Source organism: Burkholderia sp. AU6039, assembly GCF_002223365.1.
In the GTDB taxonomy this organism is placed as follows: domain Bacteria; phylum Pseudomonadota; class Gammaproteobacteria; order Burkholderiales; family Burkholderiaceae; genus Burkholderia.
This window is the reverse complement of record NZ_NKFK01000003.1, coordinates 937,358-962,086: the sequence shown is the minus strand read 5'-3', so window position 1 is coordinate 962,086 and position 24,729 is coordinate 937,358. Positions and strand designations below refer to the sequence as shown.

Below are 24,729 nucleotides of genomic sequence, written 5' to 3'. Positions count from 1 at the left end.
CGGCGGTCACCGCCGGGAAAGATCAAAAGATGCCCAGCGCGACGCACGCGATCGTCATCACGATCGAGGCGCCGAACAGCAGCGGGAACGTGAATTTCTGGTGCTCGGCCAGCTCGATGCCGCACAGGCCGACGACGAGGAAGGTCGCGGGCGTCAGCGGGCTGACCGGGAAGCCGGTCGTCATCTGCCCGAGCAACGCAGCCTGCCCGACCTGCACGGCCGGCACGCCGAGCTGGCCGGCCACTTCCGCGATCACGGGCAGCACGCCGAAATAGAACGAATCGGGATCGAACAGCATGCTGAGCGGCATCGACGCGAGGCCGAGCACCACCGGGATGTGGCCGGCCATCGACGGCGGCACGAAGCCGACCGCCGCCTGCGCCATCGCCTTCAGCATTCCGCTGCCCTGCATGATCCCCGTGAACACGCCGGCCGCGAGCAGGATGCCGGCCATCATCAGCGCGGCGCGCGCATGCGCGTCGATGCGCTTTCTCTGCATGTCGACGTCCGGGTAGTTCACCATCAGCGCGATGCACAGCCCGACCATGAACATGATCGCGGGCGGGATCTTCTCGCCCATCACGACCATCGTGCCGAGCACGACGAGCGTCAGCACCAGGTTGAACCAGAACAGGTGCGGCCGGCGCAGCGCCTGCTCGTCGGGCGTCAGCTCGCGCTTCGGCAGCGGAATCGACGCGTCGTCGCGCGACAGGCCGAGCCGCTTCTCCTCGCGCCGCCCGAGCCAGTACGCGACGCCGAACACGAACACGAGCCCGATCGCCTGCACCGGGATCAGCGGATTGAACAGCGCCGACACCGGCAGGTGCAGCGACGCCGACGCGCGGATCATCGGCCCCGTCCACGGCAGGAAGTTGATGCCCGCGGCCATCGACACCGCGGCGGCCAGCACGCGCCGGTCCATCTTCAGCCGGTCGTACAGCGGCAGCACGGCCGGAATCGTCACGAGGAAGCAGACGGCGCCCGAGCCGTCGAGGTGAATCAGCAGCGCGAGCAGCGTCGTGCCCATCACGATGCGCGTCGGCCGCGTGCCGACCGCGCGCAGGATGCGGTCGATGATCGGGTCGAGCGTGCCGGCGTCGGTGATCGTCCCGAAATAGAGGATCGCGAACACGAACATCCCGACGACGGGCGCGAGCCCCTTCAGCCCGTCGATGACGAACTTGCTGGTGTGCAGCCCGAAGCCGCCGATCAGCGACGCGGCGATCGGCACGATGATCAGCGCGACGAGCGGCGACATCCGCTTCGACAGAATCGCGGCCAGCAGCACGACGATCGTGCCCAGCCCGAGTAACGGCAGCATCCGTGTCTCCTACCTTGTCTTTTGTTGGAGACGAGCGTAAGGTCGGCGCAGCGATAGCACAATTGAAATGATTTGATCGCAGCAATCACGAACCGTTATGGATCTGAATCTTCGCGACATTCGCGCGTTCGTCACCGTCGCGCAGGCCGGCAACTTCACCCGTGCGGCCGCGCGCCTGCACCTGTCGCAGCCGGCGCTGACCGTGCAGATCCGCCGGCTCGAGGAGATCGTCGGCGCGCGCCTGTTTGACCGCAACAGCCGCAGCGTCGCACTCACGCAGACCGGGCGCGAGCTGCTGCCGCTGCTGCAACGCTCGCTCGACGACATGGAGCGCGTGCTGCGCGACGCGCGTGCGCTCGGCGAAGGCACGAGCGGCACGGTGCGGCTCGCGTGCCTGCCGACCTTCGCGTCCAGCGTGCTGCCCGAGCTGATCCAGTCGTTCCGGCGCGAGGTGCCGCTTGCGGGCTTCGAGATCCGCGACGGCGTCGCGAGCCTCGTCACCGCGCTCGTGCGCAACGAGGAAGCCGATCTCGGATTGACGGGTGGCGACACCTTCGATGCGTCGCTGGAGGTGCTGTATGCGGGCGCCGACCGGCTCGTCGCCGTGTGCCCGAAGGATCATCCACTCGCGCGCAAGCGCCGCTTGACCACCGCGGACGTCGCAGCCGTGCCGCTCGTGCTCACCGCACGAGGCACGAGCGTGCGCAGCGTCGTCGATGCCGCGCTGGACGCGGCCGGCTGCACGCCCGCCATCGCGTGCGAGCCGACCTACATGATGACGGCCGTCGCGATGGTGCGCGGCGGCCTCGGCGTGACGATCCTGCCGGCAACCGCGCGCGAGGTGCGCGCCGAGCCCGAGCTGGTCGCGAAGCCGATCGACGACCCCGCGTTCGTGCGGCCGATCGCGCTCGTCACGAAGCGCGGCCGCACACTGCCGCGCGTCGCGCAGGCGTTCGCCGAAGCCATGCTGATGGAATTGAACAAGCGCGCGTGAACCGCGCGCCCGGATCGGTGCTTACTTCGCGTCCGGATCGACGTGCAGCGATTCGCCGATCGCGTAGAAATTGCCGCCCGCGATGTAGTGCAGGCTGCGCAGCGCCGGATCGGCCGATTCGAAATACCAGTGGCCGTCGCGGAACACGCGCGTGTCGGACCACGCCGCGACCACCTCGCCGATGAACAGGTCGTAGGTCTGCTGGTTGTGCGGCTCCGGAATCAGCTTGCACGCGAGCCAGCCCGAACAGCCGGCGACGAACGGCAGGTCGTGGCCTTCGACGTCGAACAGCGTGACGCCCGCTTCGCGCAGCTTGTCGGGGCGCTCCGCGAGACTGTGGCTGCCGACCGCATGCGTGAGGCGAAGCTGCGCGGCCGTCGGCACCTGGATCACGAACGTGCCGCTGCGCTCGACGAGCTCGCGCGTCTTCGCGGTCTTGTCGAGCACGACCGTCAGCTTCGGCGGCAGGAAGTCCAGCGCGCACGCCCAGGCGGCGGCCATCACGTTGTCGACGCCAGCGTGGCGGGCCGACACGAGCACCGTCGGGCCGTGGTTGAGGAGACGGTAGGCTTTCTTCAGCTCCACCGGAGCGATGTGACTGTCCATACGGGTTCCTTGGAGAACGGCTCGCACGGACGGATGCCGTGCGGCACGGCGCCGGCCGGTGCACAGGCGCGCAACCGGGCCGGAGGCCGCATTCTCGCACCCAATGTCGATCGGCGCTGACCGCGCCGCCGGTCACTTCGCGAACAACTGGCCGATATCGCGGAACGCCTTGAATTCGAGCGCGTTGCCGCACGGATCGAACAGGAACATCGTCGCCTGTTCGCCGACCTGCCCCTGGAACCGCACATACGGCTCGATCACGAAGGTCACGCCGAACGACTTCAGCCGCTCGGCCAGCGCTTCCCAGCTCGGCCAGTCGAGCACGATTCCGAAATGCGGCACCGGCACGTCGTGACCGTCCACTGCGTTCGTATGCGCGCCTTCCTGCGACGCGGTCTTCGGATGCTCGTGAATCACGAGCTGGTGCCCGTAGAAGTCGAAGTCGACCCACTGCGCGCTCGAGCGCCCTTCTGCCAGCCCGAACACACGGCCGTAGAAATCGCGCGCGGCCGGCAGGTCGTAGACGGGAATCGCCAGGTGAAACGGGGAAAGACTCATGATGGCCTCGTGAAGGAATGCTCGCGTGGCGCGAGGACGGCACCATGGTAGTCAAGGACAAGCAAAAATTAAATCAATATATAGTTGCATCACTCACAAACAAAATTGATGAATGATCCGCGAACTGAAAACCCTCGTCGCCGTCGCCCGGGAAGGCACGTTCGCCGCGGCCGGCAACCGTATCGGGCTCACGCAGGCTGCCGTGAGCGCGCAGATGCAGCGGCTCGAAGCGGAGCTCGGCTTCGCGCTGTTCGACCGGCAAGGCCGCTCGGCGCGGCTCAACGAGATGGGTCATCACGTGCTCGACCAGGCGCAGGCGCTGATCGGCCTGTACGAGAACCTGAGCTCGACGTCGCCCGGCTCGCCGGCCGCCGTGCGCGTGACGATCGGCGCGATCGCATCGGTGCAGAGCGCGCTGCTGCCGGCCGCGCTCGCCGATTTCCATCGCCGCCATCCCGCGTGCCGCACGCGCGTGATCCCGGGGCTGTCGATCGAGCTGGTCAACCGGGTCGATGCGGGCGAGATCGACATGGCCGCGATCATCCGGCCGCCGTTTTCGCTGCAGAGCGACCTGCACTGGACGACCCTCGCGCAGGAACCGTTCCGGCTGATCGTGCCGCGCAGCGTGAAGGGCAAGGACTGGGCCGAGCTGCTCGCGCACGAGCCGTTCGTGCGCTACGACCGCGCGTCGTTCGGCGGCCGCCAGGTCGACCGCTTTCTGAGGAAGATGCACATCGCGGTGCGCGACACGTGTGAGCTCGACGAGCTCGACGCGATCGTCAAGCTGGTCGAGAACGGCGTCGGCGTCGCGATCGTCCCGCAGACCGCCGTGTATCGCCGCTGGCCGGCCGGCGTACGCGCGATCGACCTCGGGCATCACACGTTCCACCGCGACATCGGGCTCGTGCATCGCGCGCGGCGCACGATGTCGGAGCCGGCGCAGAAGCTCGCGCAACTGATCGAAGCGGCGGCACGGCAGCCGGCCTAGCGCCGGCGTTGCCGATCAGCGCCGCCCGGCCGCCCAGTCGACGGCCGCGTCGAACAGCGCGACACCGGCCGGCGACAGGTTCACGAACGTGTCGTTGTCGAGGAAGAACATCACGCGACGCGCGGGCGCGAGCGCTTCGTAATCCATCGTCGCGCCCTTCTCGTACGCGAAGATCGCGGCCTTGTCGGGCTGGCCGTACACGGTCGCGATCGTGATCGCGCCGAGCCCCGGCTTGCCCCAGCTCATCGGCGCCTGCTTGCCGTACACGTTCGTCGCGCCGGCCGGCAGCCCTGCCGCGATCGGGTGCGGCGCATTGACGAGCCACAGGTAGCGCTCCTTGCCCGTTTCGCCGAAGTCGACGTCGTGGCGCTTGCCCGTCATCGCGAAATCGTCGAGCAGGTCGTTTTCCCAGGTCACGAGCGGCTTGTCGAGCGTGCGCCAGCCGGGTCGCACGTTCTTCGACGACACCGTCGACGAAATCACGACCAGGTCGGCATCGCGCGCCGCGTCGGGCGTCGACGACTCGTCGATCAGGCGCACCGCGTAGCCGCGTTCGCCGAGATGCTGGCTGATGCGTTCGTCAACCTTCAGGTTCGGCCCGCGCTGCTGCACGAGCATCGCGACGCGCGTAGCGGCCTGCGACGCATCGGCCGCCAACGCGGGCGCGGCCACCGCCGCGCCGAGGCCCAGGCCCGCGCCGATCGCGAGCACCGAGCCCGCGATCGCACGCAAGGCACGACGCCGCGCGCTCGCGGCCACGGCGCGCACGGCGCCGGTCTTCATGTTCCGGTTCATCTGGATCTTCTCCGAAGCCGCGCGCCGCCGTGACGGCCGCGCGGTAATTGCGTGGTCAGAACTGCAGCGTGGTGAGCAGCGACACCTGCCGCGCATCGCCGATCGCGACGAAGTAACGGTTCGCGCTCGACGGGTAGTACGTGCGATTGAAGAGGTTCTTCACGTTGAGCTGGAACGACAGCTTCTGCTTGCCGATCCGCGTGTCGTACGTGGCGAACGCGTCGGCGAGCACGTACGACGGCAGCGTGAAGCTGTTCGCCGAATCGCCGGGCCGCGCGCCGACGTAGCGCATGTCCGCGCCGATGCGCAGGTCGTCGCCGCCTGCCACCGTGCCGAAGTCGTAGACGGCCGCGAGCGACGCGGTGTGGCGCGCGACGTTCCACAGCTGGTTGCCCGCGTACAGCGGATCCTCGGTCGTCTTCGCGTCGATGTACGCGTAGCTCGCGATCACGTTCACGCGCTCGCCGATCTTGCCCGACACGTCGAGCTCGATCCCGCGCGAGCGCGCCTTGCCCGACGTGCGCCAGTCGGTCAGCTTGGTCGCGTCGTTGTACTGCGACACGAGCACGTTCTTCTTGTCGATGTTGAAGAGCGCGAGCGTGCCCGTCATCCCGCCCGGCAGGTCGAGCTTGCCGCCCACTTCCCACGCGGTCGCTTCCTCGGGCGGCGTCGCGCCGTCGATGATGTAGCCCGTCATCGGCGCGATCGACGACGACGGCTTCAGCGATTGCGAATAGCTGCCGTACAGCGAGAACGTGTCGGTCCACTTGTAGACGACACCCGCGCGCGGCAGCCACTTCGAACCGCTGAGATCGGTGTTCGCGACGAACGGCCGGCCGCGCCCCGCGACCTGGTTGTACGTGATGTAGCGCAACCCGCCCGACACGATCCACTTGTCGGTCAGGTGGATCGTGTCCTGCACGAACGCCGACGCATCGTGCAGCGTGTCGGTCTGGTCGCTGTCGCTCGCGGACACCGTGCTCGACGGCGGCAGCAGCCCGTAGACGGGGTTGAGATAGTTGAACGGCGTCTTCACCGCCTGCCGCAGCATGTCCTTGCGGTAGATGCGCCGGTATTCGGTATCGAAGCCGACCTGCACGTCGTGCCGCATCCCGCCCAGCATCAGCTTGCCGTTCACGTAGCCGATCCCGTAGCTGTCGGTGCTGAGCGAGCCGTGCGTCGCGTCGTTGCTGCGCGTCATCGTGCCCTTCACCGGATCGACACCGGTCGTGCGCAACTGGTTCGCGTCGTAGGTCTCGCGGTTGTAGCTGTAGCCGAAATGCGCGCTCCAGTCCGCGTTGAACTGGTGATCGACGCTCACCTGTGCAAGGTGCGATTCGCCGTCCATGTTGTTGAACGGCTCGTCGATGCGCCGCCGCGCGGGAATGTCGAGCGGCGCGTTGGTGCGCGGGTCGAGCGCGGTGCCGCGATCGAACGGCGTATGGAACTTGCGGTATTGGTAGGACACCGCGACCTGCGTATCGCGGCCATACCATGCGAGCGACGGCGCGACGAAGGTCTGCCGGTATTCGCCGAAGTTGCGCCAGTACTGCTCGTTCGACTGGTCGACGATCAGCCGGTACGCGAGCCGCGAATCGCCGACCGGCCCGGTCGAATCGAAGGTCGCGCTGCCGCCGTTCTTGCCGTGCCCGAACGTCGACGCGCCGAGCGAGATCGCGTTGTAGCGCTTGAGCTGCGGCTGTTTGGTGACGACGTTGACCACGCCGCCCGGGTCCATCAGCCCGTACAGCAGCGACGTCGGCCCCTTCAGCACCTCGACGCTGTCGACCGCCGCGTTGAACGCGCGCCCCTGCACGAGCGGCATCCCGTTCTGCATGATCGAGCCGTCGCGGTTGCCGCCGAAGCCGCGCTTCATGATCGTGTCCTGCGTGCCCGCGAGCGTGTTGCCCTGCGTGATGCCGCTGACGTTGCCGAGCGCGTCGTCCAGGTTGCGCGGCCGCTGGTCGCGCAGCACCTGCGCGGGCACGATGTTGACGGCCTGCGCGGTGTCGAGCAGCGGGATCTCGGAACGCAGCACGCCCGCTTCCTTCGGCGCGCGATAGCTTTCGGCGCGCAGCGCGCGGGTGCGCACATTGATCGCGGGCAACTCGGCGCCCGCCGCGACGCCGGCCGCCGCGGGCCGTGCGACCGAACCGTCGGCGCGCTTGAGCGTGTAGCCGCCGCCCGATTGCCGCAACGCGACGAGCCCCGTGCCCGCGAGCAGACGGTCGAGCGCGCCGTCGACGTCGAAGCGCCCCTGCACGCCGCCGCTCGTCAGGCCGGCGGTCAGCTCGGCCGGAAACGCGAGCAGGATCCCCGCGTCGCGGCCGAACCGGTTCAGCGCCGCTTCGAGCGGCCCGGCCGGAATGTCGAACGCACGGCGCGCCGCGCGCTGCACGGCCGGCGCCGCATCGGTGTCAGTGTCGGCCAGCGCGGGCAGCGGCAGCAGCGCCGACACCAGGACGGCGCCGGCCAGCCGGCGCGCGAGACGACCCGGCGCGGCCGATGCGTCGGATGCGGCCGGGCGCGACGCGCGCGGCAGATGGCGGGCAGGCGCCGGACGGCGCCGATACGTGAGACGGATGGAAACCATGATCGGGAGGTCGGTGGACGATGGGCCAGTGCTGCTTTCATTACCCATGTCACGCGAACATCGAGAAACAGCTCAGGTCAGCGGAAATATTTTTTGAAACGCTCACGAACGGGCCGGCACGACCGTCGCCCAGTAGCGCGTCAGGTAGTGAACGTCGATCGGCAGCGTCGCCTTCAACGTGTCGAGCACGCGCGCGGGATCGTCGAGCGGATAGGTGCCCGACACGCGCAGGTCGGCCACGGCCGCATCGCAGTGCAGGCTGCCGCGGCGGTAGCGGTCGAGCTCGGCGACGAGGTCGGCCAGCCGCATACGCGACGCGACGAGCATGCCGCCCGTCCACGCGGACGCATACGCATCGAGCGGCGCCGGCGCGTCGATCGTGTCGCGCGTGAAATCCGCGCCCTCTCCGGCTGCGATCACGCGCGCGTCGGCCGTCGCATCGTCGGGCTGCACGCGCACGGCACCGGCGAACACCTCGATGCGGGTCGCGCCGTCGCGCTGCCGCACCGCGAAGCGCGTGCCGAGCGGCCGCAGTTCGCCCTGTGCCGTCGCGACGACCAGCGGCCGCGCGGGCACGCGATCGTCATGGCCGCTCGTCACCATGATCGTGCCGCGCAAGAGGCGCAGGCCGCGCGTCGTATCGTCGAAGCGCACGTCGAGCGCCGTGTCGGTATCGAGGACGACGACCGTGCGATCCGCGAGCGTCACCGTGCGCCGCTCGCCGACCGCCGTGCGCAGGTCCGCCGGCCAGATCGCCGCGCGCCGCGCGGGTTCGGCCATCCATGCGGCACCGCCCGCGAACAGCAGCACGGCCAGCGCCTTCACGGCCGCGCGGCGGCGGCCCGCCCGCGGCGGCAGCAGCGCCGCCTGCGCGGCCTGCGCGGCCTGCGGGTCGAGCCCGGCCGCCAGCCCGCCGAACCTGCGCTGCATCGTTTCGATATGACGCCATGCCGCGTCGTGCGCCGGATCCTCGGCGCGCCAGCGCGCGAGCGCGGCGTCGAACGCTTCGTCGGTGCGGCCGGCCTGCCGGTCGACCCACCATTCCACCGCGCGCCGCGCCACTTGCGGCGGCACCACCGGCGCTCCCGGGGCAGCCATCGGTCAGGCCGCCATCGCGAAGAAGCACTGTGTGCCGGCCTTCACGAGATAGCGTTTCACCGTCGCCAGCGACACGCCGAGTTCGCGCGCGATCTCGGCCTGCGTGAGCCCGTCGAGCTGCGCGAGCAGGAACGCCCGCTTCGCCGCGAGCGGCAGGCCGTCGAGCAGCCGGTCGATTTCAAGCAGCGTCTCGAGCACGACGGCCCGCTCCTCCGGCGACGGCGCATGCGCTTCGGGGCGCAGTGCGAGCGCATCGAGATACGCGCGCTCGATCTGCTCGCGCCGCCAGTGGTTGCTCAGCACGCGCTGCGCGACCATCGTCAGGAACGCGCGCGGCTCGTCGGCGCCGATCGGCTCGTCGCGCGCAAGCAGGCGCATGAACGTGTCATGCGCGAGATCGGCCGCGCGGTGCGCGCAACCGAGCTTCCGGCTCAACCAGCCGCGCAGCCACGCGTGGTGGTCGATGTAGAGGGCGTCGATTTCTCGATGGAGAGACAGCTTGTCAGCAGACATGGCCGGGTTCCGGGAGGCGCAGGCGTCAACGATTTTGTAAATGAGAATGATTATTATATACAAAACCAGATCGGCGACCGGCGTTTCGGTGCGCGGGGTGGTGGCCGCGCTGGGGCGGGCGGCGTGGTGCTGTCGGTCACGCCGGCGTGACACACGCACGACGTTCCACACGCGCAGCACCCATGATGAGGAATCGGTCACCCAACCATGAGGCCGTCGCCGGCCGCACGCGCCGCGTAATTAACACATTCATTACCCCCGGGCCAATTCGATTCATTCAATAATTATTTGACGGATCGATAACAATATCCCGGCCATCCCGATTCCTCCGCGAAATGCCCGAAATTATCGCGAGATATGCAAGCCGCAATGGCCAAATCGCGAAATGCCAATCGATTGATACGCAATTTTCAACAATTCAAATCCCTCGATCGCGGTAATCGGAGGACATCCCTGTCTGCGTCAGGCCACAAAAGAGAATTTCATTTTTGCCGTTTTAATCGGGCTCGGTAGTCTCCTGCCATTCCGGATCACGCACACAAGCCAATGCGCAAGGAGATGACAATGAAACGCACGACCCTCTCGCTGATTTCCGTCGCGTCATTCGCGGCGATACCCGTCGCGCAGGCGCAGTCGAGCGTCACGCTGTATGGCGTGATCGACACGTCGATCACCTACGTGAACCATGCGCAGGGCAAGGACAACGCGTGGATGCTCGGCAACAGCAGCGCGGGCAACCTGGCCGGCAGCCGCTGGGGCGTGAAAGGCACCGAGGATCTCGGCGGCGGGCTCAAGGCGCTGTTCCAGCTCGAGAACGGCTTCGACCCGAGCAACGGCCGGATGGGCCAGGGCGGCCGCCTGTTCGGCCGGCAGGCGTTCGTCGGCCTGACGAGCGACCGCTACGGCACGCTCACGTTCGGCCGCCAGTACGATCCGCTCGTCGATCTCGTGCAGGGCATCACCGCCGACAACTATCTGGGCAGCGTGTTCGCGACGGCGGGCGACGTCGACAACTACGACAACAGCTTCCGCGTCGACAACGCGGTGAAGTACACGTCGGCCGTCTATTCGGGTTTGCAGTTCTCGGCGATGTACTCGTTCGGCGGCATCGCCGGCAGCACCGGCGCCGCGAATTCGTATTCGGCCGCCGTGTCGTACAGCAACGGGCCGTTCAGCGTCGCGGGCGGCTACTTCCACACGACCAACAGCCCCGCGTCGAACACGCAGCGCACCGGCTGGACCAGCTCATCGGACGGCACGTTCGACGGCCCGGTCAACAGCGGCTATGCGAGCGCGCATTCGATCGGCATCGCGCGCATCGCGGGCCAGTACGTCGCCGGCCCGTTCACGGTCGGCCTCGGCTACAGCAACGCGCAGTACCGCCGCGATGGCAGCTCGGTGTTCGGCTCGAACGAGCACTACAACACGGGGCAAGGCTTCGTGAACTACCAGGCAACGAACGCATTGCTGGTCGGCGTCGGCTACAGCTATACGCGCTCGGGCGGCGACACGTCGGCCACCTATCACCAGGTATCGGCCGGCGCGGACTACACCCTGTCGAAGCGCACCGACGTCTACCTGAGCGCCGCATACCAGCACGCCAGCGGCCAGACCGGCGACGGCCAGGGCGGCTCGATGGCCGCGCAGGCGTCGATCGGTTCGTACGGCTATGCGGGCACGAGCTCGCAGACGATGGTCAACCTCGGCCTGCGGCACCGCTTCTGATGCGAGACGGCCGGCTGCGCGCCGCGCGGCCGGTCGAATCCGCTTTCACCGATACGGCGGCTTCGGCCGCCGTTGCTTTTGAATCGCCCTTCCCTTTTCATCCCGGATATCGACTTCAGCGCGATTTCCATCCGGTTTGATGCAGCACCGATTTCCGCGAGTAAATGACGCGACGCGTCAGTATTCCGGCCCCGCCATTACGCTGGTATTCGCGCGAAAATCCGGCCATTTTTACCGATAATGCGTCGCCGAACCGCGTGATCCGACGCGATAAAAATGCGTGGCGAACGCTTGGGGCAAATGCAAAGGAAAGTTTGACGTGAGCCATTTGCGTGCGCGCTATGGCACACTTCGCGTCTGCGTAATTTCCTTGCACCGGGCGGCCGGTTTCCGCCCCATCCTGCCATGCCGCGTCAGACAACCCGTTCGATCAGCCGAGATACGCTGAAAATCGCCGCGACGATTGCGCTGTCGTGCGCGCTCGCCGGTGTCGCGCGGGCCGATTGCCTCGACGACGCGGCCGCGTTCCAGCACGTGAGCGTCAGCCTGATGCGCGGCATCGCGCAGGTCGAGTCGGGCATGAATCCGAGCGCCGTCAACACCAACACGAACGGCACGGTCGACATCGGCCTGATGCAGATCAACAGCACCTGGCTGCCGACGCTCGCGCGCGAAGGCATCACGCGGGAGAGCCTGTTCGATGCCTGCACGAACGCGTACGTCGGCGCGTGGATCCTGTCGCAGAACATTCGCCAGCTCGGCGCCAACTGGAACGCGATCGGCGCGTACAACTCCGCCTCGCCCGACAAGCGCCTCGCGTATGCGCGCAAGGTCTATGATGCAATCCGGACCATGCCGGATTCGCCGGATACTCCCATGCCCATCCTTCCCCCATCCTTTACGCCGCCGCAACAGGCCCAGGCGTACAACCCGTTCGCGAGCCTGAGCGTGTCCGCCCCGCAGCAGGTCACGCGTCCGCGCACGATTTCGTCGGCTCCGCCGCCTCCGCCGCCGCAGGGCGGCCCCGCCGGCCCGGCCGGCTCGTACAACTTCGGATGGACGGTCACGGGGGCGGACCAGGCGAAGCCGACCCAGGTGTTCGACGACGGCGCGCGGATCTACGTGCAGTTCAGCGACATGAAGCACGTGCCGGCGATCTTCACCGAGACGTCGTCCGGGCGCGTGCTGATGTCGTGGGAGCTGCAGTTTCCGTATGCGGTCCTGACGCGTCCCGCGCAAACGTTGATCTTCCAGCTCGGGCCGTTCGAGGCGCGCGCGCAGCGTAGCGCGGGCAATGGCGCCGGGATGACGGCGCAGGCCGGGACGGGGGGCGCGGCGGCGGCCGCCGGGGCGAAAAAGTCGGCGAATGCGGCGACGAGTACGGCAGCCAATCCGGCGGCGGCAAAACGCACGGCGTCGGCCGATGCGCTGTGGTACGTGAATACGCCTTCGACGTCGGGAACCGCGGCGGCCTCGCCGTCGACCGCGAACATTCCGGCCACGCTGCCGACCGCGATCACGTCGAACACGCCACCGCCCGCGCCGGCCCAGGTGCCCGCTGCAACCGCTCAGCCGTCGCGCGCCAGCGCGGATGCGCTGTGGTACATCTCGAAGTAGCGCACCGCCGATCGCACGCGTCGCGCGGCGATCATTGCGCCACGGTCGGCGGCAGCTTGGGCGCGTTCATGTCGTCCACCCATTGCAGTTCGGCCGTGCCGTTCTTCCTGAAATACACGCGCAAATAGCGCGACGTCGACGATTCCGGCTGCGGAATCGTCACGTCGATCGTCTTGTGTTCCGCCGCGACGCCACGCTCGATCTCGTCCAGCGGTTGCGCGAACACCCACGCGAGCTTCACTGTTTGCCCCGGCGCGACCTTGCAGCCACAGGCGAACCCGCCGCCCCCGCCGAAGGCTTCACCGGCTTCCCGCGCGGACGGATTGCCGAAGCATCCCGACTTGTGTTCATTGTCGAGCCAGAACTCGTGAAGCTTGCGGGTGTACTCGTTATAGCCGGTGACGCAAACGGTGCGACGCGCCGGCGATGCTGCGCCGTCGTGTCGTTCGCATCCGGCCAGCATGCCGAGCACGCCCAGCGCCGCCAGTGTCAGCGCGCGGGCCCCTGCCCTGGTCTGCGTCGACAGCCTCGCAAACGCGGCAATCCCGGACACCGCACGCATGCCGCCCACATTCACGCGCATGCCCGCACGCACGCCGCCACCGGCCACACCGCTCACCCGCGCCGCACCCAGATCACCTTGCCGTCGCGAATGCCGAGATTGCGGCGTTCCTGCCGGTAATCCATCGTGCCCGGCAACGACTTGCCGTCGCGCTCGAGCACGCGCCACAGGCAGCCGTCCAGTTGCGCCGCCGCATCGGCCTCGGTCTTGCCGACCAGCGCGTCGTCCGGCCCCGCGTCCGCCTTGCAGGCCTGCGACGTGCGTGCCGGCTCGCCATTCATCACCATGCCGCCCGCGGTCGCGTTCTTCGTTTTCATGTCCGTGCATCCCGCAAACGTTGCGCCCGCAACCAGCGCCATCATCATCGCGATCGTCTTCTTCATCGGATTCTCCCTGTTGCGCCCGGTGGAACCTGTGCGGCGTTCCCGCCGACCGGGCATTGCATGCATGTTCGGTCCGCGCGCCCGGGCCACGCCGATTCCGCGTGTCCCCAGCCGCGGGTTCGGCCTGCCGCCGAAGCCGCCTGCATGTTACCGCACGCCGCGCGGCGTGACGGCACGTGCAGGCCGGCTGCGCCACACGATGCGTGCCGCGACGATTCGCTCAGAACTTGTAGGTCGCGCCCGCGATGGCGTAGTAGTTGCTGCGCGACTGGACGATCGGGCTGTCGCCGTAGCGGCCGAGCAATCGCGTCACACCGCCGGTCGCGAGCACCGACCAGTGCTGCGAGAGCGTCCAGTTCCACGCGAGCGCCATCGACGCGCTGTCGATCCCGCCGCGCGTCGAATACGGCCGGAACCGGCTCGTCATCGACTGCGCATCGGTCACGCCGTAGTACGTCTGCGTGTAGCGCCCCGAGCCCGCATGCACGGTGCCCGTCACGATGATCTCGTGCTGCGCGGTCTTGAACACCGGCACCGCAAGGTCCATGTGCCCCGACACGCCGCGCGACGTGTGCGTCACGGGTGAGTCGATCGTGACGCTCAGTTCCGCCGCGTTGAACAGCGTCACGCCCGCGCGCACGCCGACCAGCACCGAGCCCGGAACCCGGCCCATGCCCTTTAGGTAGTCGGAGCCAGGCAAGTCTAGGCGGTTCTCGTCGGCGCGACCCGGGTCGTAGCTCACCGCCGCCGACACGAACGCGCCGTGCGGCAGGTCCAGCCGGTAACCGGCGCCCTGGGTGCTGTCGATGAAGAAGCCATTGCCGAACTTCGCGGAAAACCCCGGCGCAACGACGCCGCGAGACTGGTTGCTGCCCGGGTAGCGCGGCGCGATACCGCCACCCAGCGACAGCGAATACTGGTTTTCCGCGTGGGCGGCGGCGGCAAGGGTCAGGCCGGCGAGCGGCATGCAATAGCGGTAGCGGCGGAGTATTGGGCGCACAATATTGAGATAAAAGTGACGGAGCCCGCAGTCTAGGTGTCGCCTCGCGCCGCGACTGTCCTGAATATTCGGGGAATCTGTGCTCAATTGTGTTCGATTGTTCGAGATTGTCGCCCCGCTCCCCCGGCCTTCGATGCGCCGGATAGAATTCGCGTGCCGCGCCGCGCACCGGCCTGCCCGGATGTGAAACGGCGCGTGCATATTGACGAGACCATGAACGAAGACCCGCTCAAATACCGCGTACTGCTGATCGAGGACGACGACCGCCTGGCGCAGCTCGTCCGCGAATACCTCGACGGTTATGAATTCACGGTGACGGTCGTCCGGCGCGGCGACCTCGCTGTCGCCGCGGTGCGCGAGCACCAGCCGGCCCTCGTGATACTCGACCTGATGCTGCCGAACCTCGACGGCATGGAAGTCTGCCGGCGCATCCGCGCGTTCACCAACGTCCCGGTGCTGATCCTGACCGCGCGCCTGGATGTCTACGACCAGGTCGCGGGCCTCGAGACGGGCGCCGACGACTACGTGACGAAGCCGATCGAACCGCGCGTGCTGGTCGCCCGCGCCCGCGCGCTGCTGCGCCGCGCGCAGCCGGCCGTCGCGGAAGCGCCGGTGGCCGCGCCCGAAGCGCTCGTGTTCGGCGAACTGGCGATCTCGCCGCCGAACCGCACCGTCACGTGGCGCGGCGAGCCGGTCGACCTGAAGACCGCCGAATTCAACCTGCTGCTGATCCTCGCGCGCGCGGCCGGCACCGTGCTGAGCCGCGACGACATCCTGAAGCAGCTGCGCGGGATCGAGTTCGACGGACTCGACCGCTCGGTCGATTCCGGCATCTCGAAGCTGCGCCGCCGCTTCGAGGATGCGTCGTCGGAGCCGCACAAGATCAAGACGATCTGGGGCCGCGGCTACCTGTTCAGCCCTTCCGCGTGGGACGAATAAATGCTCCGCCCATTGATTCGGCTGTACCTCGTCGTGATCCTGTTCGTCGCGGCGTCGATCATCTTCATCCAGCTGTCGTTCGACCGGATCTTCTACGATCGCAGCGCGCAGGCGGAGCGCGACGCGTTGACGACCTACGCGTTCGTGCTCAACGACTACCTCGAACGCCATCCGGGCGAGCAGCGCAAGGTGGCGCTGCGCGAGCTCGCGAAGCACGGCAACGAACGGTTCGACTTCATGCCGATGGCCACCGCCCGCGCACAGTTGAGCGGCGAGCCGCTGCGCGATCTCGACGCCGGCCTGATCGCGATCAGCTACGACGCCAAGGATTACTACATGCCGCTCGCGGATGGTTCGGTGCTGCATGCGCGGCCGATCGAAGCATTCAGCCTCGACATCAGGATCTATGCGTACATGCTGCTCGCGCTCAGCACGCTGTTCGCGGTGGTGCTGTGGATTCACTATCACTGGCGCGACCTGCGCAGGCTGCAGGAAGCCGCCCGCGCATTCGGCGCCGGTACGCTGTCGACGCGCGTGAAGCTGTCCGGCAAGTCGAACATCTACGAGCTGTCGCAGCAGTTCAACGACATGGCCGAGCGCATCGAGGCGTCGATCAAGCAGCAGCGCGAAATGATGCACGGCATCTCGCACGAACTGAAGACGCCGCTCGCGCGGCTCGAATTCGGGCTCGCGCTGCTCGCCGAGCCTGACGAAACGGCCCGGATGCGCGAACGCCGCGACGCGCTGCGGCGCGACGTGCGCGAGCTCGACGAGCTCGTCACCGAGCTGCTGACGATCGGCCGGCTCGAACAGGGCGCAAGCCAGCTCGCGCCGATGGAAGTCGTCGTCGACGCGCTGCTCGACAGCGTCGCCGGCAACGTCGCGAACGACATCGTCGATCGCGGCATCACGCTCGACGTGTCGGCCCTCGACGCGCCCGCGACCCACGTATGCGACCCGAAGCTGGTCGCCCGCGCATTGCTGAACCTGATCCGCAACGGCGCACGTTACGCCTCGCGCACGGTGCTGCTCGCCGCCGAGCGCAACGCGTCCGGCGCGCTCGTGTTGAGCGTCGACGACGATGGCCCCGGCATTCCGGCCGCCGAACGCGCCCGCGTGTTCGAACCGTTCCAGCGGCTCGACTCCAGCCGCGACCGGCAGACCGGCGGCTTCGGGCTCGGGCTCGCGATCGTGCGGCGCGTCGCGCAGGTGCATGGCGGTGACGTGCGGCTCGAGGATTCACCGCTCGGCGGCGCACGCTTCGTGATCACGCTGCCCGCGCTGTCGCTGCCGGACAACCTGTTCGACTTGCCGGCTACCCTCGCGCATGCCGACGCGTTCGGCGCCAGCACCGGCATGGCCCTCCCGCGGCAATGAAGCGCGCGGCAGGCGGCGCCCCGGCCGCCCTCGCCTGACCTGCGCGCCGCTCAGCGGCGGCGCAGCAGCGCGACGAAGAACAGGCTGCCGAACATCGCGGTCACGATCCCGATCGGCAGATCCTCCGGCGCCGCGAGCGTGCGGGCGGCCACATCGGCCCAGACGAGCAGGATCGCGCCCGTCAGCGCGGCCACCGGCAGCAGCCTGCCATGCTCGGCGCCGACGACGCGACGGCACAGATGCGGCGTCACGAGCCCGACGAAGCCGATCGCCCCGCTCACCGCCACCATCGCGCCCGTCGCGAACGACGCGACGACGAACACCTCGCGCCGCAGCCGCGCGCTCGGCACGCCGAGCGCAGCCGCGGCAACATCGCCCGACATCAGCGCATTCAGTTCGCGCCGGCGCGCGTACAACGCGCCGCCGGCGAGCGCCGCGCACACGGCCGGCACCGGCAGCAGGTCCCAGCGCGCCAGCCCGACGCCGCCGAGCATCCAGAACAGCACGGAGGACGCGGCGCGCTGGTCGCCGAGATACAGCAGCAGGTTGCCGAACGCGGCCATCATGAACGACACCGATACCCCCGCGAGCAGCAGCCGGTCCGATTCGAGCCGGCCGCGCCGGTAAGCGAGCGCGACGACGCAGGCGGTCGCCGCGAGCGCGCCCGCGAACGCGGCAGCCGACAGCGTGAACGGGCCGAATGCCGCACCGGCCATCACGGTGACCGCGACGGCACCGAGCATCGCCCCCGCGCTCACGCCGAGCAGGTGCGGATCGGCCAGGCGGTTCGCGGTCGCGGCCTGCAGCGCCACGCCGACCGCCGCCAGCGTCGCGCCGACGAGCGCGGCCAGCAGCGCGCGCGGCATCCGGATCAGCCAGACGATGCTGTCGTCGCCCGCCCCCGCCGCAACCGCGCCGGCGTCGCCGAACGCCGACACGATATGCGTGGCGACGATCCGCACCGCCGCCGGCATCGCGATCGGCGCCGGCCCGAACGCGGCCGACGCGACGATCGACACGATCAGCAGCAGCGCCAGCGCCGGCAGCACCACGCGCATGGCGGGCCGCGCTGCACGCGCGTGCATGCTCATCGCGCCGGCCCGGCGAACGCGGCCGGATACAGCGCGCGCGCCAGCGTCTCGACGGCTGCGACGTTCTCGGGGCCCGGCGTCGCCGCATCGTACGGAATCACGATGAAGCGCCGGTCGCGGATCGCGGCCACGCGTGCGAGCGACGGCTGGCTCAGCAGGAACTGCTGCTTCTGCGCGGCCGTCACGGCCGAATAGTCGACGATCACGATCACCTGCGGATCGCGCGCGACCACGCTTTCCCAGCTCACCTGCGTCCAGCTGCGCGGCAGGTCGGCCATCACGTTGCGCGCGCCGGCCGCCGCCAGCAGCGCGGTCGGCATCGCGAGCCCGCCGGCCGTCATCGGCTTGTCGGTGCCGCTGTCGTAGACGAACACGCGCAGCGGCTCCGGATGCCCGATCGTGCGCGACACCGCCGCGAGACGCGTGCGCATCGACGCGACGACCTGCGCGGCGCGCGCGTCGACGCCGAAGATTCGCCCGAGATTGTTCAGGTCGCGGAACACGTCGTCGAACGACGCGGCCGCCTGCTTCATCACGTGCGAACACGATTCGGTCAGCTCGTACGCACGGATGCCGAACGGCGCGAGCGTCGCGGGCGTCACCGGGCCGCCGACATGCATCCCGTAGTTCCAGCCCGCGAGATAGAAGTCGGCGCGCGCGGCCGCCAGCACCTCGAGCGACGGATACTGGCTCGCCAGTTCGGGCACGCCGCGCAGCGCATCGCGCACGCGCGCGGTGCCCGTCTTCCAGCCGCCGATCCCGGTGTAGCCGACGAGCCGGTCCTTCAGGCCGAGCACGAGCATCATCTCGGTCAGGTTGACGTCGTTGCTCACCGCACGCGTCGGCGCGCGCTCGAACGTCACGTCGCGATCGCAACTGCGCACGGTGACGGGATAGGCGCCCGCCTGGGCGGCCGCGCAGCCGAGCACGGTCGCGGCAAGCAGCCGGCGAAATACAGGCGACAAAGCAGAGGACAAGACAGGAAACGGCATGGCGGTCATTCCGGATGAAGCGGCGTGATGCGCGGCCGGCCCGTGACGGGATGGCGATCGACGAGCGCGGCGACGCCGAACACGTCGCGCAGCAACGCTTCGGTCAGCACGTCGGCCGGCACGCCCGACGCGACGACCCTGCCGTGCGCGAGCACGTGGAGCCGGTCGCAATACGCGGCCGCGAGATTGAGGTCGTGAATCGTGGCGAGCGTCGCGATGCCGAGGCGCCGCACGCGCGCGAGCAGTTCGAGCTGATGGCGCAGGTCGAGGTGGTTGGTCGGTTCGTCGAGCAGCAGCAGTTCGGGCTGCTGAGCGAGTGCGCGTGCCAGCAGCGCGCGCTGCTTCTCGCCGCCCGACAGCGACGCGAAGCGCTGCGCACGGCGCTCGACGAGGCCGACGTCGTGCAGCGCGGATTCGACGATCCGGCGATCGTCCGCCGTCTCCGCATCGAACGGCCGCTGGTGCGGCGTGCGCCCCATGCCGACCAGTTCGTCGACGGTCAGCCCGAAATCGTCCGGCGTCTCCTGCTGCAGCACCGCGATGCGCTGCGCAACCGCGCGCGGCCGCATGCGCCACACGTCCTGTGCATCGAGCGCGACACGGCCGGCATCGGGCCGCGCGTAACGGAACACGCAGCGCAGCAGGCTCGTCTTGCCGCTGCCATTCGGGCCGACCAGCCCGACGAACTCGCCGTCGGCCACGCTCAGCGTCACCGAATCGAGCACGGTGATCGCGCCGCCGGGAGACCAGCTCACGCGTTCGATGTCGAGCATGTGCGTCACGGGAGGTGCGCCGTGCCGCATCAGAAGCGCATCGTCGCGACGAGCTCCGCCGAGCGCGACGGGCCGAGCAGCCATTGCTCGCCGGCGTTCGACGTCGTCACCGCATACGTGCGGTTCGCGAGGTTGCGCAAGGTCAGCGCCAGCTCGGTGCGGGCCGTCGGCTGCCAGCGCAGCGACGCGTCGAACACCGTGTACGACGGCACCTGCACGCGGTTCGCGTCGTCGCCGTAGGTCGCGCCGACGTAGCGCACGCCCGCGTTCGCCTGCCAACGCTCGGCAAACGCCCAGCCGAGCCAGAGGTTCATCGTCTGCTGCGGCACGTTGGCCGGTGCATTGCCGGCACGCGACACCGTCGCGCTGCCGACCTTCTGGTTGAACGCGTCATAGCGCGCGCGCAGCAGCGCGACGTTCGCATCGACCGTCCAGCCGTGCGGCAGCCGCGCGCCGCCCGTCAGCTCGATGCCGCGCGACGATTGCCGGCCGACCTGCTGACGCAGCGCGGGATTGAACGGATCGGTGCTGAGCAGGTTGCGCTTCGTGATGTCGTACACGGCGACCGTCCAGTATGCGCGGCCGTCGAGCAGCGTCTGCTTGACGCCGGCTTCCCACTGCTCGCCGGTCGCGAGCCGGTAGCTCGCCTGCGACGCGGACAGCGTCACGAGCGAGCCGAGGCCCTCCGCGCCCGTCGTGTACTGCGCATATGCGCTGAGCGTCGGCGCGACTTCGAACACGAAGCCGGTGCGCCAGCCGACGTTCGCGAAACGCTTGTCGAAGCCCGCGCCGGTCGCGGCCTGCTCGCGGTTGAACGCGATGTGGTCGTAGCGCAGCCCGCTCACCCACGCGAGCCGCGGCAGCAGTTCGAGCCGGTTCTCGGCGAACACCGCGGCCTGCCGCGCGCGCGTGCTGAACTGCGGCACCGTCGGGTCGGGGCTCGTGAACACGCCGGGGTCGAAGCCGTGCGCGGGCACCGTCGACTCGCCGCCGTACGGCGAATTGTTGGTGCCGCTGAACGTGATCTGGCTGAATTCCGTGCCGACGACGAAGCGGTTCGCGCGGCCGAACAGCGTGCCGTCGAAGCGTGCGCTCAGCCGATCGCCGATCTGCCGCTGGTGGTGGCCGATGTCGAGATAGTCGCCGCGCGTGACGCGCCCCGTCGCGGCATCGAGCGCATACGATTCGGCGTTGCGCCAGTGGCGATTCGACGTCAGGTAGTAGAGCTGGTTGTCGATCGTCACGCCGGCTGTCGGCCGGTAGGTCGCCGACAAGCGCGTCCACTGGTCGTAATAGGAAATCGACGCGTCGGCGACGTTGTAGTTGCGCTTGCGCAGCGACGGATCGAGCACGCCGTTCGGCGCCGGCACGCCATAGTAGGTCGCCGGCATCTGGCGGCCGTAGTCGAAGTCGAGCGTCAGCGTGAGCGTCGGGCTCACGTCGAACTTCAGCGCGCCGCCGACGGCCGTCGTATGCGTATCGGCCCGCTCGGCGAGACCGTTCGCGCGCGCATCGCTTGCATGGAAGCGATACGACAGCTTCGGGCCGAGCGCGCCCGTCGTATCGAACGCGGCGCGCTTCGCACCATCCAGGCCGACCCCGACCTGCAGCGTCGTCTCGCGCGTGCGCTGCGGCCGCTTCGGCACCACGTTCACGACACCACCGATCGCCCCTTCGCCGTACAGCACCGACGCCGGGCCGCGCAGCACCTCGATGCGCTCGACCGACCACGTATCGAACGGGAACGTGATCGTGCCGGCGGCCGGCATCAGCCGCACGCCGTCGAGCAGCGTCATCACCGATTCCTGCCCGCTGAAACCGCGCACGCTCAATGCGGTGCCGCCGGTGCCGGGCGCCATCGCGCTGGAGAAACCCGCGGTGCGCGTCACCGCGTCGAGCACCGTGCGATCGCCGCGCGCGTCGATCGTGTCGGCCGTGACCGTCTCGACGCTCGCGGGCGTGTCGAGGCTCGCGAGCCCGAGCCGCGAGCCGGTTTCGAGCGGTTGCGTCAGCGGGTCGGCCGGTGCGGATGGCGCGCTGACGTTGATCGCCGGCAGCGCATGCCGTTCGTCCGGTGCGGGTGCGGCCGCTTCGGCAGCCAACGCGCCGGAGGTCGCCATCGCGCAGCCCAGCAGGGTCGTGCAGCCGCGGGCCGCGCGAACACGCCAGGCGTCGCCGTTCCGGCGCGACGCGGCGTGGTGCCGCTCCCCGCGCGCCGGGGTGTGTCTGGTTTTCGTCACGTCGTATCGATCTTCGGAGGGTGGCGTCGCACGCGGCCGTGCCAGGCAGCCCGTCGGTGGCGCAAACCTCAGATGATACAATATATCAATTTGATTCGTCAGGATTTCGTCAGGTTGTCCCGGCCGGGTGCGTGGCCGGGGCCGTACGCCGCGCCTACAGCGGAAAACTGAACTGCACCCACAGCTTGTCGCCCTGCGGCCGGTTGCGCACCGCGAACTCGTGCTGGTATTTCACGACCACGCCCGACGCCGGCCCCCACATGACACGCAGCTGCGGACCGATCGCGACCGATTGCCCGCGAAAGCCGTCCGACGCGACCTTGACGCCGGCCTGCGATCAACGGCCGACTTCCTTCCATTTGCGCGCGAGGCCGAGGCGTTCGACGCGCTCGATCAGGAACTCGGTGAACACGCGGATCTTCGCCGGCTGGTGACGGCGGCTCTGGTACGCGATGTTGACGGTGAGCGCCGGCAGTTGCCAGTCGGTGAGCACCGGCACCAGCTTCCCCGCGACGATGTCGTCGTGAATGATGTAGAGCGGCTGGATCAGGATGCCGAGCCCGGCAAGTGCCGCGGCGCGAATCACCTGCCCTTCGTTCGCATCGAGCACGCTCTTGATCGTGACCGACTGCTTCTTCGCGCCGTGGCGGAAATGCAGGACGTACGGATCGTTCGCGAGGTTGTACACCAGCAGCCGTTGGTCGCACAGCGCATCGGGCGTCGCCGGCGCACCGTGCTTTGCCAGATACCCGGGCGACGCGGCCAGCACGCGCCGCGTCTCGGCGAGCTTGCGCACGGTGATGCCCGAATCCGCTTCATGCTCGCGCGTGCGGATCGCCACGTCGATGCCGGCCTCGATGAAATCCGGATAGCGGTTCGCCGCGACGATCTGCACGTTCAGGTTCGGGTAGCGCCGATGGAACTCGGGCAACGCGGGCGCGATATAGATCGATGCGAACGATACCGACGCCGTCACGCGCAGCGTGCCGGCCGGATTGACGCTCGCTTCGTTGACCGCCGCATCGGCCTCCGACAGTTCCATCAGGATCGCGACACAACGCCGGTGGTATTCATGCCCGGCGTCGGTCAGCCACAGGCGCCGCGTGGTGCGCTCGACGAGCCGCGCCCCCAGCCGCTCCTCCAGCGCGTTCAGGCAGCGGCTCGCCGCCGCGCTCGACATCCCGAGCCGCTCGGCGGCCTTCGACAGGCTGCCCAGCTCGGCGACCTGCACGAAAAATTCGATTTGCGTCCACTTGTCCATGCGTTCGATTCTTCCACCTGGCGGAGAACAAAACTCCTCCAAACCCTCTTTTTTACGATCCGGGGAGGAATTAATGTTACGTCAACGCGCTATCCAACGACATCAGGAGACACCCCCTATGCGCAATCTCAACGAAGACACCATCACACAGGCCGTGATCGCGTCGCTGGGCGGCTGTCGCGACGAGCGGTTGCGCACGGTGATGACCAGCCTCGTCCAGCACCTGCACTCGTTTGCACGGGAGACGAAGCTCACCGAGGCCGAATGGCAAGCCGCGATCGGCTTCCTGACGGCCGTGGGCCACATCACCGACGACACGCGCCAGGAGTTCATCCTGCTGTCCGACGTGCTCGGGCTGTCGACCCTCGTCACCGCGCAGAATCACGCGAAGCCGGCCGGCTGCACGGAGGCGACCGTATTCGGTCCGTTCTACGTCGAAGGCAGCCGCGATTTCGGCATGTTCGACGACATCGCGAACGGCGCCTGCGGCGAGCCCTGCTTCGTGTCGGGCCATGTGCGCGGCATCGACGGCATGCCGATCGCGCACGCGTCGCTGGAAGTCTGGCAAGCCGACGAGGACGGGCACTACGACGTGCAGCTTCCGGCCGACGACGGCTCGGTCACGCACCGCGCGCGCGGCCGGCTGCGTACCGGTGCCGACGGCCGTTACGCATTCCGCTCGATCCTCGCCGAGCCGTATCCGATTCCGCACGACGGCCCCGTCGGCGCGATGCTCGACGCGCTCGGCCGTCATCCGTGGCGCCCCGCGCACCTGCACTTCATGATCGAGGCGCGCAGCTACGAAACGCTGATCACGCACGTGTTCCGCGACGGCGACCGCTATCTCGACTCCGATGCGGTGTTCGGCGTACGGTCGACGCTCGTCGCCGACTGGGTCCGGCACGCGCCCGGCAGCGCGCCGGACGGCTCGCGCATGGACACGCCGTTCTACACGCTCGATTACGACTTCGTGCTCAATCCCGCGGAGCGCGCCGCATGATCCGCCACGTCGTGATGTGGAACGTCGCCGGCGCCACCGAGCCCGAGCGCGCGGTGGCACGCACCACCGTCAAGACCGCCTTCGAAAGCCTGCGCGGCCGGATTCCGGGCATGACGCACCTCGAAGTCGGTGCGGATTTCAGCGCGGCCGACTACGCGTGCGACCTGATTCTCGTCGCCGACTTCGAGTCGCGCGAAGCACTCGACAGATACGCGACGCATCCCGAACACACACGCGTACGCGACGCACTGACGGGCCTGCGCATCGCGCGCCATCAGGTCGACTACGCAACGGAGTGACGAC

Annotated in this window: 23 protein-coding genes and 1 pseudogene; 8 read left to right on the top strand and 16 right to left on the bottom strand. The window is 68.6% G+C overall.

The annotated features are described in order from the left end of the window. Positions 1 to 22: 22 nt before the first annotated feature. On the bottom strand, positions 23 to 1,321 hold the full coding sequence (locus tag CFB39_RS07175) for a CitMHS family transporter (protein ID WP_089472576.1): 1,299 nt from the start codon (positions 1,319 to 1,321) through the stop codon (positions 23 to 25). A gap of 97 nt (positions 1,322 to 1,418) precedes the next feature. Here CFB39_RS07175 and CFB39_RS07170 point away from each other — a divergent pair, with 97 nt between their 5' ends. Next, positions 1,419 to 2,315 carry a LysR family transcriptional regulator gene (locus CFB39_RS07170; RefSeq protein WP_089472575.1) on the top strand — a complete coding sequence of 299 codons (897 nt, stop codon included), beginning with the start codon at positions 1,419 to 1,421 and terminating at the stop codon, positions 2,313 to 2,315. Positions 2,316 to 2,336: 21 nt separating this feature from the next. Here CFB39_RS07170 and CFB39_RS07165 read toward each other — a convergent pair whose 3' ends face one another. Both CFB39_RS07165 and CFB39_RS07160 read right to left on the bottom strand, forming a co-directional pair. Then, a complete protein-coding gene (locus CFB39_RS07165; protein WP_089472574.1) occupies positions 2,337 to 2,921 on the bottom strand; it encodes a flavin reductase family protein in 585 nt (194 codons plus the stop codon). Positions 2,922 to 3,053: 132 nt separating this feature from the next. Further along, positions 3,054 to 3,479, bottom strand: a complete 426-nt coding sequence (locus CFB39_RS07160; RefSeq protein WP_011351673.1) for a VOC family protein — start codon at positions 3,477 to 3,479, stop codon at positions 3,054 to 3,056. Positions 3,480 to 3,591: 112 nt separating this feature from the next. Between CFB39_RS07160 and CFB39_RS07155 the strand changes: the two genes are divergently transcribed. Continuing rightward, entirely contained in the window at positions 3,592 to 4,467 is an 876-nt protein-coding gene (locus tag CFB39_RS07155) for a LysR family transcriptional regulator (RefSeq protein WP_089472573.1), read from the top strand. Between the two features lie 15 nt (positions 4,468 to 4,482). Here the strand turns inward: CFB39_RS07155 and CFB39_RS07150 are convergent, their stop codons facing one another. The 4 genes from CFB39_RS07150 to CFB39_RS07135 are packed head-to-tail and all read right to left on the bottom strand — an operon-like array spanning position 4,483 to position 9,466. Next, positions 4,483 to 5,262 carry a hypothetical protein gene (locus CFB39_RS07150; protein WP_089472572.1) on the bottom strand — a complete coding sequence of 260 codons (780 nt, stop codon included), beginning with the start codon at positions 5,260 to 5,262 and terminating at the stop codon, positions 4,483 to 4,485. A gap of 55 nt (positions 5,263 to 5,317) precedes the next feature. After that, positions 5,318 to 7,903 carry a TonB-dependent receptor gene (locus CFB39_RS07145; protein WP_089472571.1) on the bottom strand — a complete coding sequence of 862 codons (2,586 nt, stop codon included), beginning with the start codon at positions 7,901 to 7,903 and terminating at the stop codon, positions 5,318 to 5,320. A 54-nt stretch (positions 7,904 to 7,957) separates the two neighbouring features. Further along, positions 7,958 to 8,953 carry a FecR domain-containing protein gene (locus CFB39_RS07140; protein WP_089472570.1) on the bottom strand — a complete coding sequence of 332 codons (996 nt, stop codon included), beginning with the start codon at positions 8,951 to 8,953 and terminating at the stop codon, positions 7,958 to 7,960. 3 nt (positions 8,954 to 8,956) lie between these two features. Next, positions 8,957 to 9,466, bottom strand: coding sequence for a sigma-70 family RNA polymerase sigma factor (locus CFB39_RS07135; RefSeq protein WP_089472569.1), 510 nt, complete (start codon positions 9,464 to 9,466; stop codon positions 8,957 to 8,959). Positions 9,467 to 10,030: 564 nt separating this feature from the next. Here CFB39_RS07135 and CFB39_RS07130 point away from each other — a divergent pair. Both CFB39_RS07130 and CFB39_RS07125 read left to right on the top strand, forming a co-directional pair. Beyond that, a complete protein-coding gene (locus tag CFB39_RS07130) occupies positions 10,031 to 11,191 on the top strand; it encodes a porin (protein WP_089472568.1) in 1,161 nt (386 codons plus the stop codon). Positions 11,192 to 11,596: 405 nt separating this feature from the next. Further along, a complete protein-coding gene (locus CFB39_RS07125; RefSeq protein ID WP_089472567.1) occupies positions 11,597 to 12,808 on the top strand; it encodes a transglycosylase SLT domain-containing protein in 1,212 nt (403 codons plus the stop codon). Between the two features lie 31 nt (positions 12,809 to 12,839). On the opposite strand, the gene CFB39_RS07120 is transcribed toward CFB39_RS07125, so the two are convergent. The 3 genes from CFB39_RS07120 to CFB39_RS07110 all read right to left on the bottom strand — a co-directional run bounded on the left by CFB39_RS07120 (position 12,840) and on the right by CFB39_RS07110 (position 14,720). Further along, on the bottom strand, positions 12,840 to 13,391 hold the full coding sequence (locus CFB39_RS07120; RefSeq protein ID WP_256991365.1) for a hypothetical protein: 552 nt from the start codon (positions 13,389 to 13,391) through the stop codon (positions 12,840 to 12,842). Positions 13,392 to 13,423: 32 nt separating this feature from the next. Continuing rightward, positions 13,424 to 13,753: a hypothetical protein gene (locus tag CFB39_RS07115; protein ID WP_039347574.1), complete on the bottom strand. Its 330-nt coding sequence runs from the start codon at positions 13,751 to 13,753 to the stop codon at positions 13,424 to 13,426. A gap of 220 nt (positions 13,754 to 13,973) precedes the next feature. Further along, entirely contained in the window at positions 13,974 to 14,720 is a 747-nt protein-coding gene (locus CFB39_RS07110) for a MipA/OmpV family protein (RefSeq protein ID WP_089472566.1), read from the bottom strand. A gap of 246 nt (positions 14,721 to 14,966) precedes the next feature. Here CFB39_RS07110 and CFB39_RS07105 point away from each other — a divergent pair, with 246 nt between their 5' ends. Together CFB39_RS07105 and CFB39_RS07100 are read left to right on the top strand one after the other, a co-directional pair. Then, on the top strand, positions 14,967 to 15,692 hold the full coding sequence (locus CFB39_RS07105) for a response regulator (protein ID WP_089472565.1): 726 nt from the start codon (positions 14,967 to 14,969) through the stop codon (positions 15,690 to 15,692). Then, entirely contained in the window at positions 15,693 to 17,069 is a 1,377-nt protein-coding gene (locus tag CFB39_RS07100; RefSeq protein WP_089472564.1) for an ATP-binding protein, read from the top strand. Positions 17,070 to 17,119: 50 nt separating this feature from the next. On the opposite strand, the gene CFB39_RS07095 is transcribed toward CFB39_RS07100, so the two are convergent. The 6 genes and pseudogenes from CFB39_RS07095 to CFB39_RS07070 form a co-directional block, all read right to left on the bottom strand. After that, positions 17,120 to 18,160 (bottom strand): iron ABC transporter permease, encoded by a 1,041-nt coding sequence (locus tag CFB39_RS07095; RefSeq protein ID WP_179257651.1) that lies wholly within the window; start codon positions 18,158 to 18,160, stop codon positions 17,120 to 17,122. After that, positions 18,157 to 19,152 carry an ABC transporter substrate-binding protein gene (locus CFB39_RS07090; RefSeq protein WP_373452721.1) on the bottom strand — a complete coding sequence of 332 codons (996 nt, stop codon included), beginning with the start codon at positions 19,150 to 19,152 and terminating at the stop codon, positions 18,157 to 18,159. Before CFB39_RS07090 ends, CFB39_RS07095 begins: the two co-directional genes overlap by 4 nt. Positions 19,153 to 19,157: 5 nt before the next feature. Further along, positions 19,158 to 19,955 (bottom strand): ABC transporter ATP-binding protein, encoded by a 798-nt coding sequence (locus CFB39_RS07085; RefSeq protein ID WP_089472562.1) that lies wholly within the window; start codon positions 19,953 to 19,955, stop codon positions 19,158 to 19,160. Next, complete coding sequence (locus tag CFB39_RS07080) at positions 19,955 to 22,045, bottom strand: TonB-dependent siderophore receptor (protein ID WP_089472561.1); 2,091 nt, start codon at positions 22,043 to 22,045, stop codon at positions 19,955 to 19,957. The genes CFB39_RS07085 and CFB39_RS07080 overlap by 1 nt, the downstream gene beginning before the upstream one ends. A 274-nt stretch (positions 22,046 to 22,319) precedes the next feature. Beyond that, positions 22,320 to 22,502 (bottom strand): annotated as a pseudogene (locus CFB39_RS07075) (transporter); the annotation flags it as partial. After that, on the bottom strand, positions 22,503 to 23,426 hold the full coding sequence (locus tag CFB39_RS07070; protein ID WP_089472559.1) for a LysR family transcriptional regulator: 924 nt from the start codon (positions 23,424 to 23,426) through the stop codon (positions 22,503 to 22,505). A gap of 118 nt (positions 23,427 to 23,544) precedes the next feature. Here CFB39_RS07070 and CFB39_RS07065 point away from each other — a divergent pair, with 118 nt between their 5' ends. Then, on the top strand, positions 23,545 to 24,426 hold the full coding sequence (locus CFB39_RS07065) for an intradiol ring-cleavage dioxygenase (protein ID WP_089472558.1): 882 nt from the start codon (positions 23,545 to 23,547) through the stop codon (positions 24,424 to 24,426). Then, positions 24,423 to 24,725 (top strand): Dabb family protein, encoded by a 303-nt coding sequence (locus CFB39_RS07060; protein WP_089472557.1) that lies wholly within the window; start codon positions 24,423 to 24,425, stop codon positions 24,723 to 24,725. Before CFB39_RS07065 ends, CFB39_RS07060 begins: the two co-directional genes overlap by 4 nt. Positions 24,726 to 24,729 lie beyond the last annotated feature (4 nt).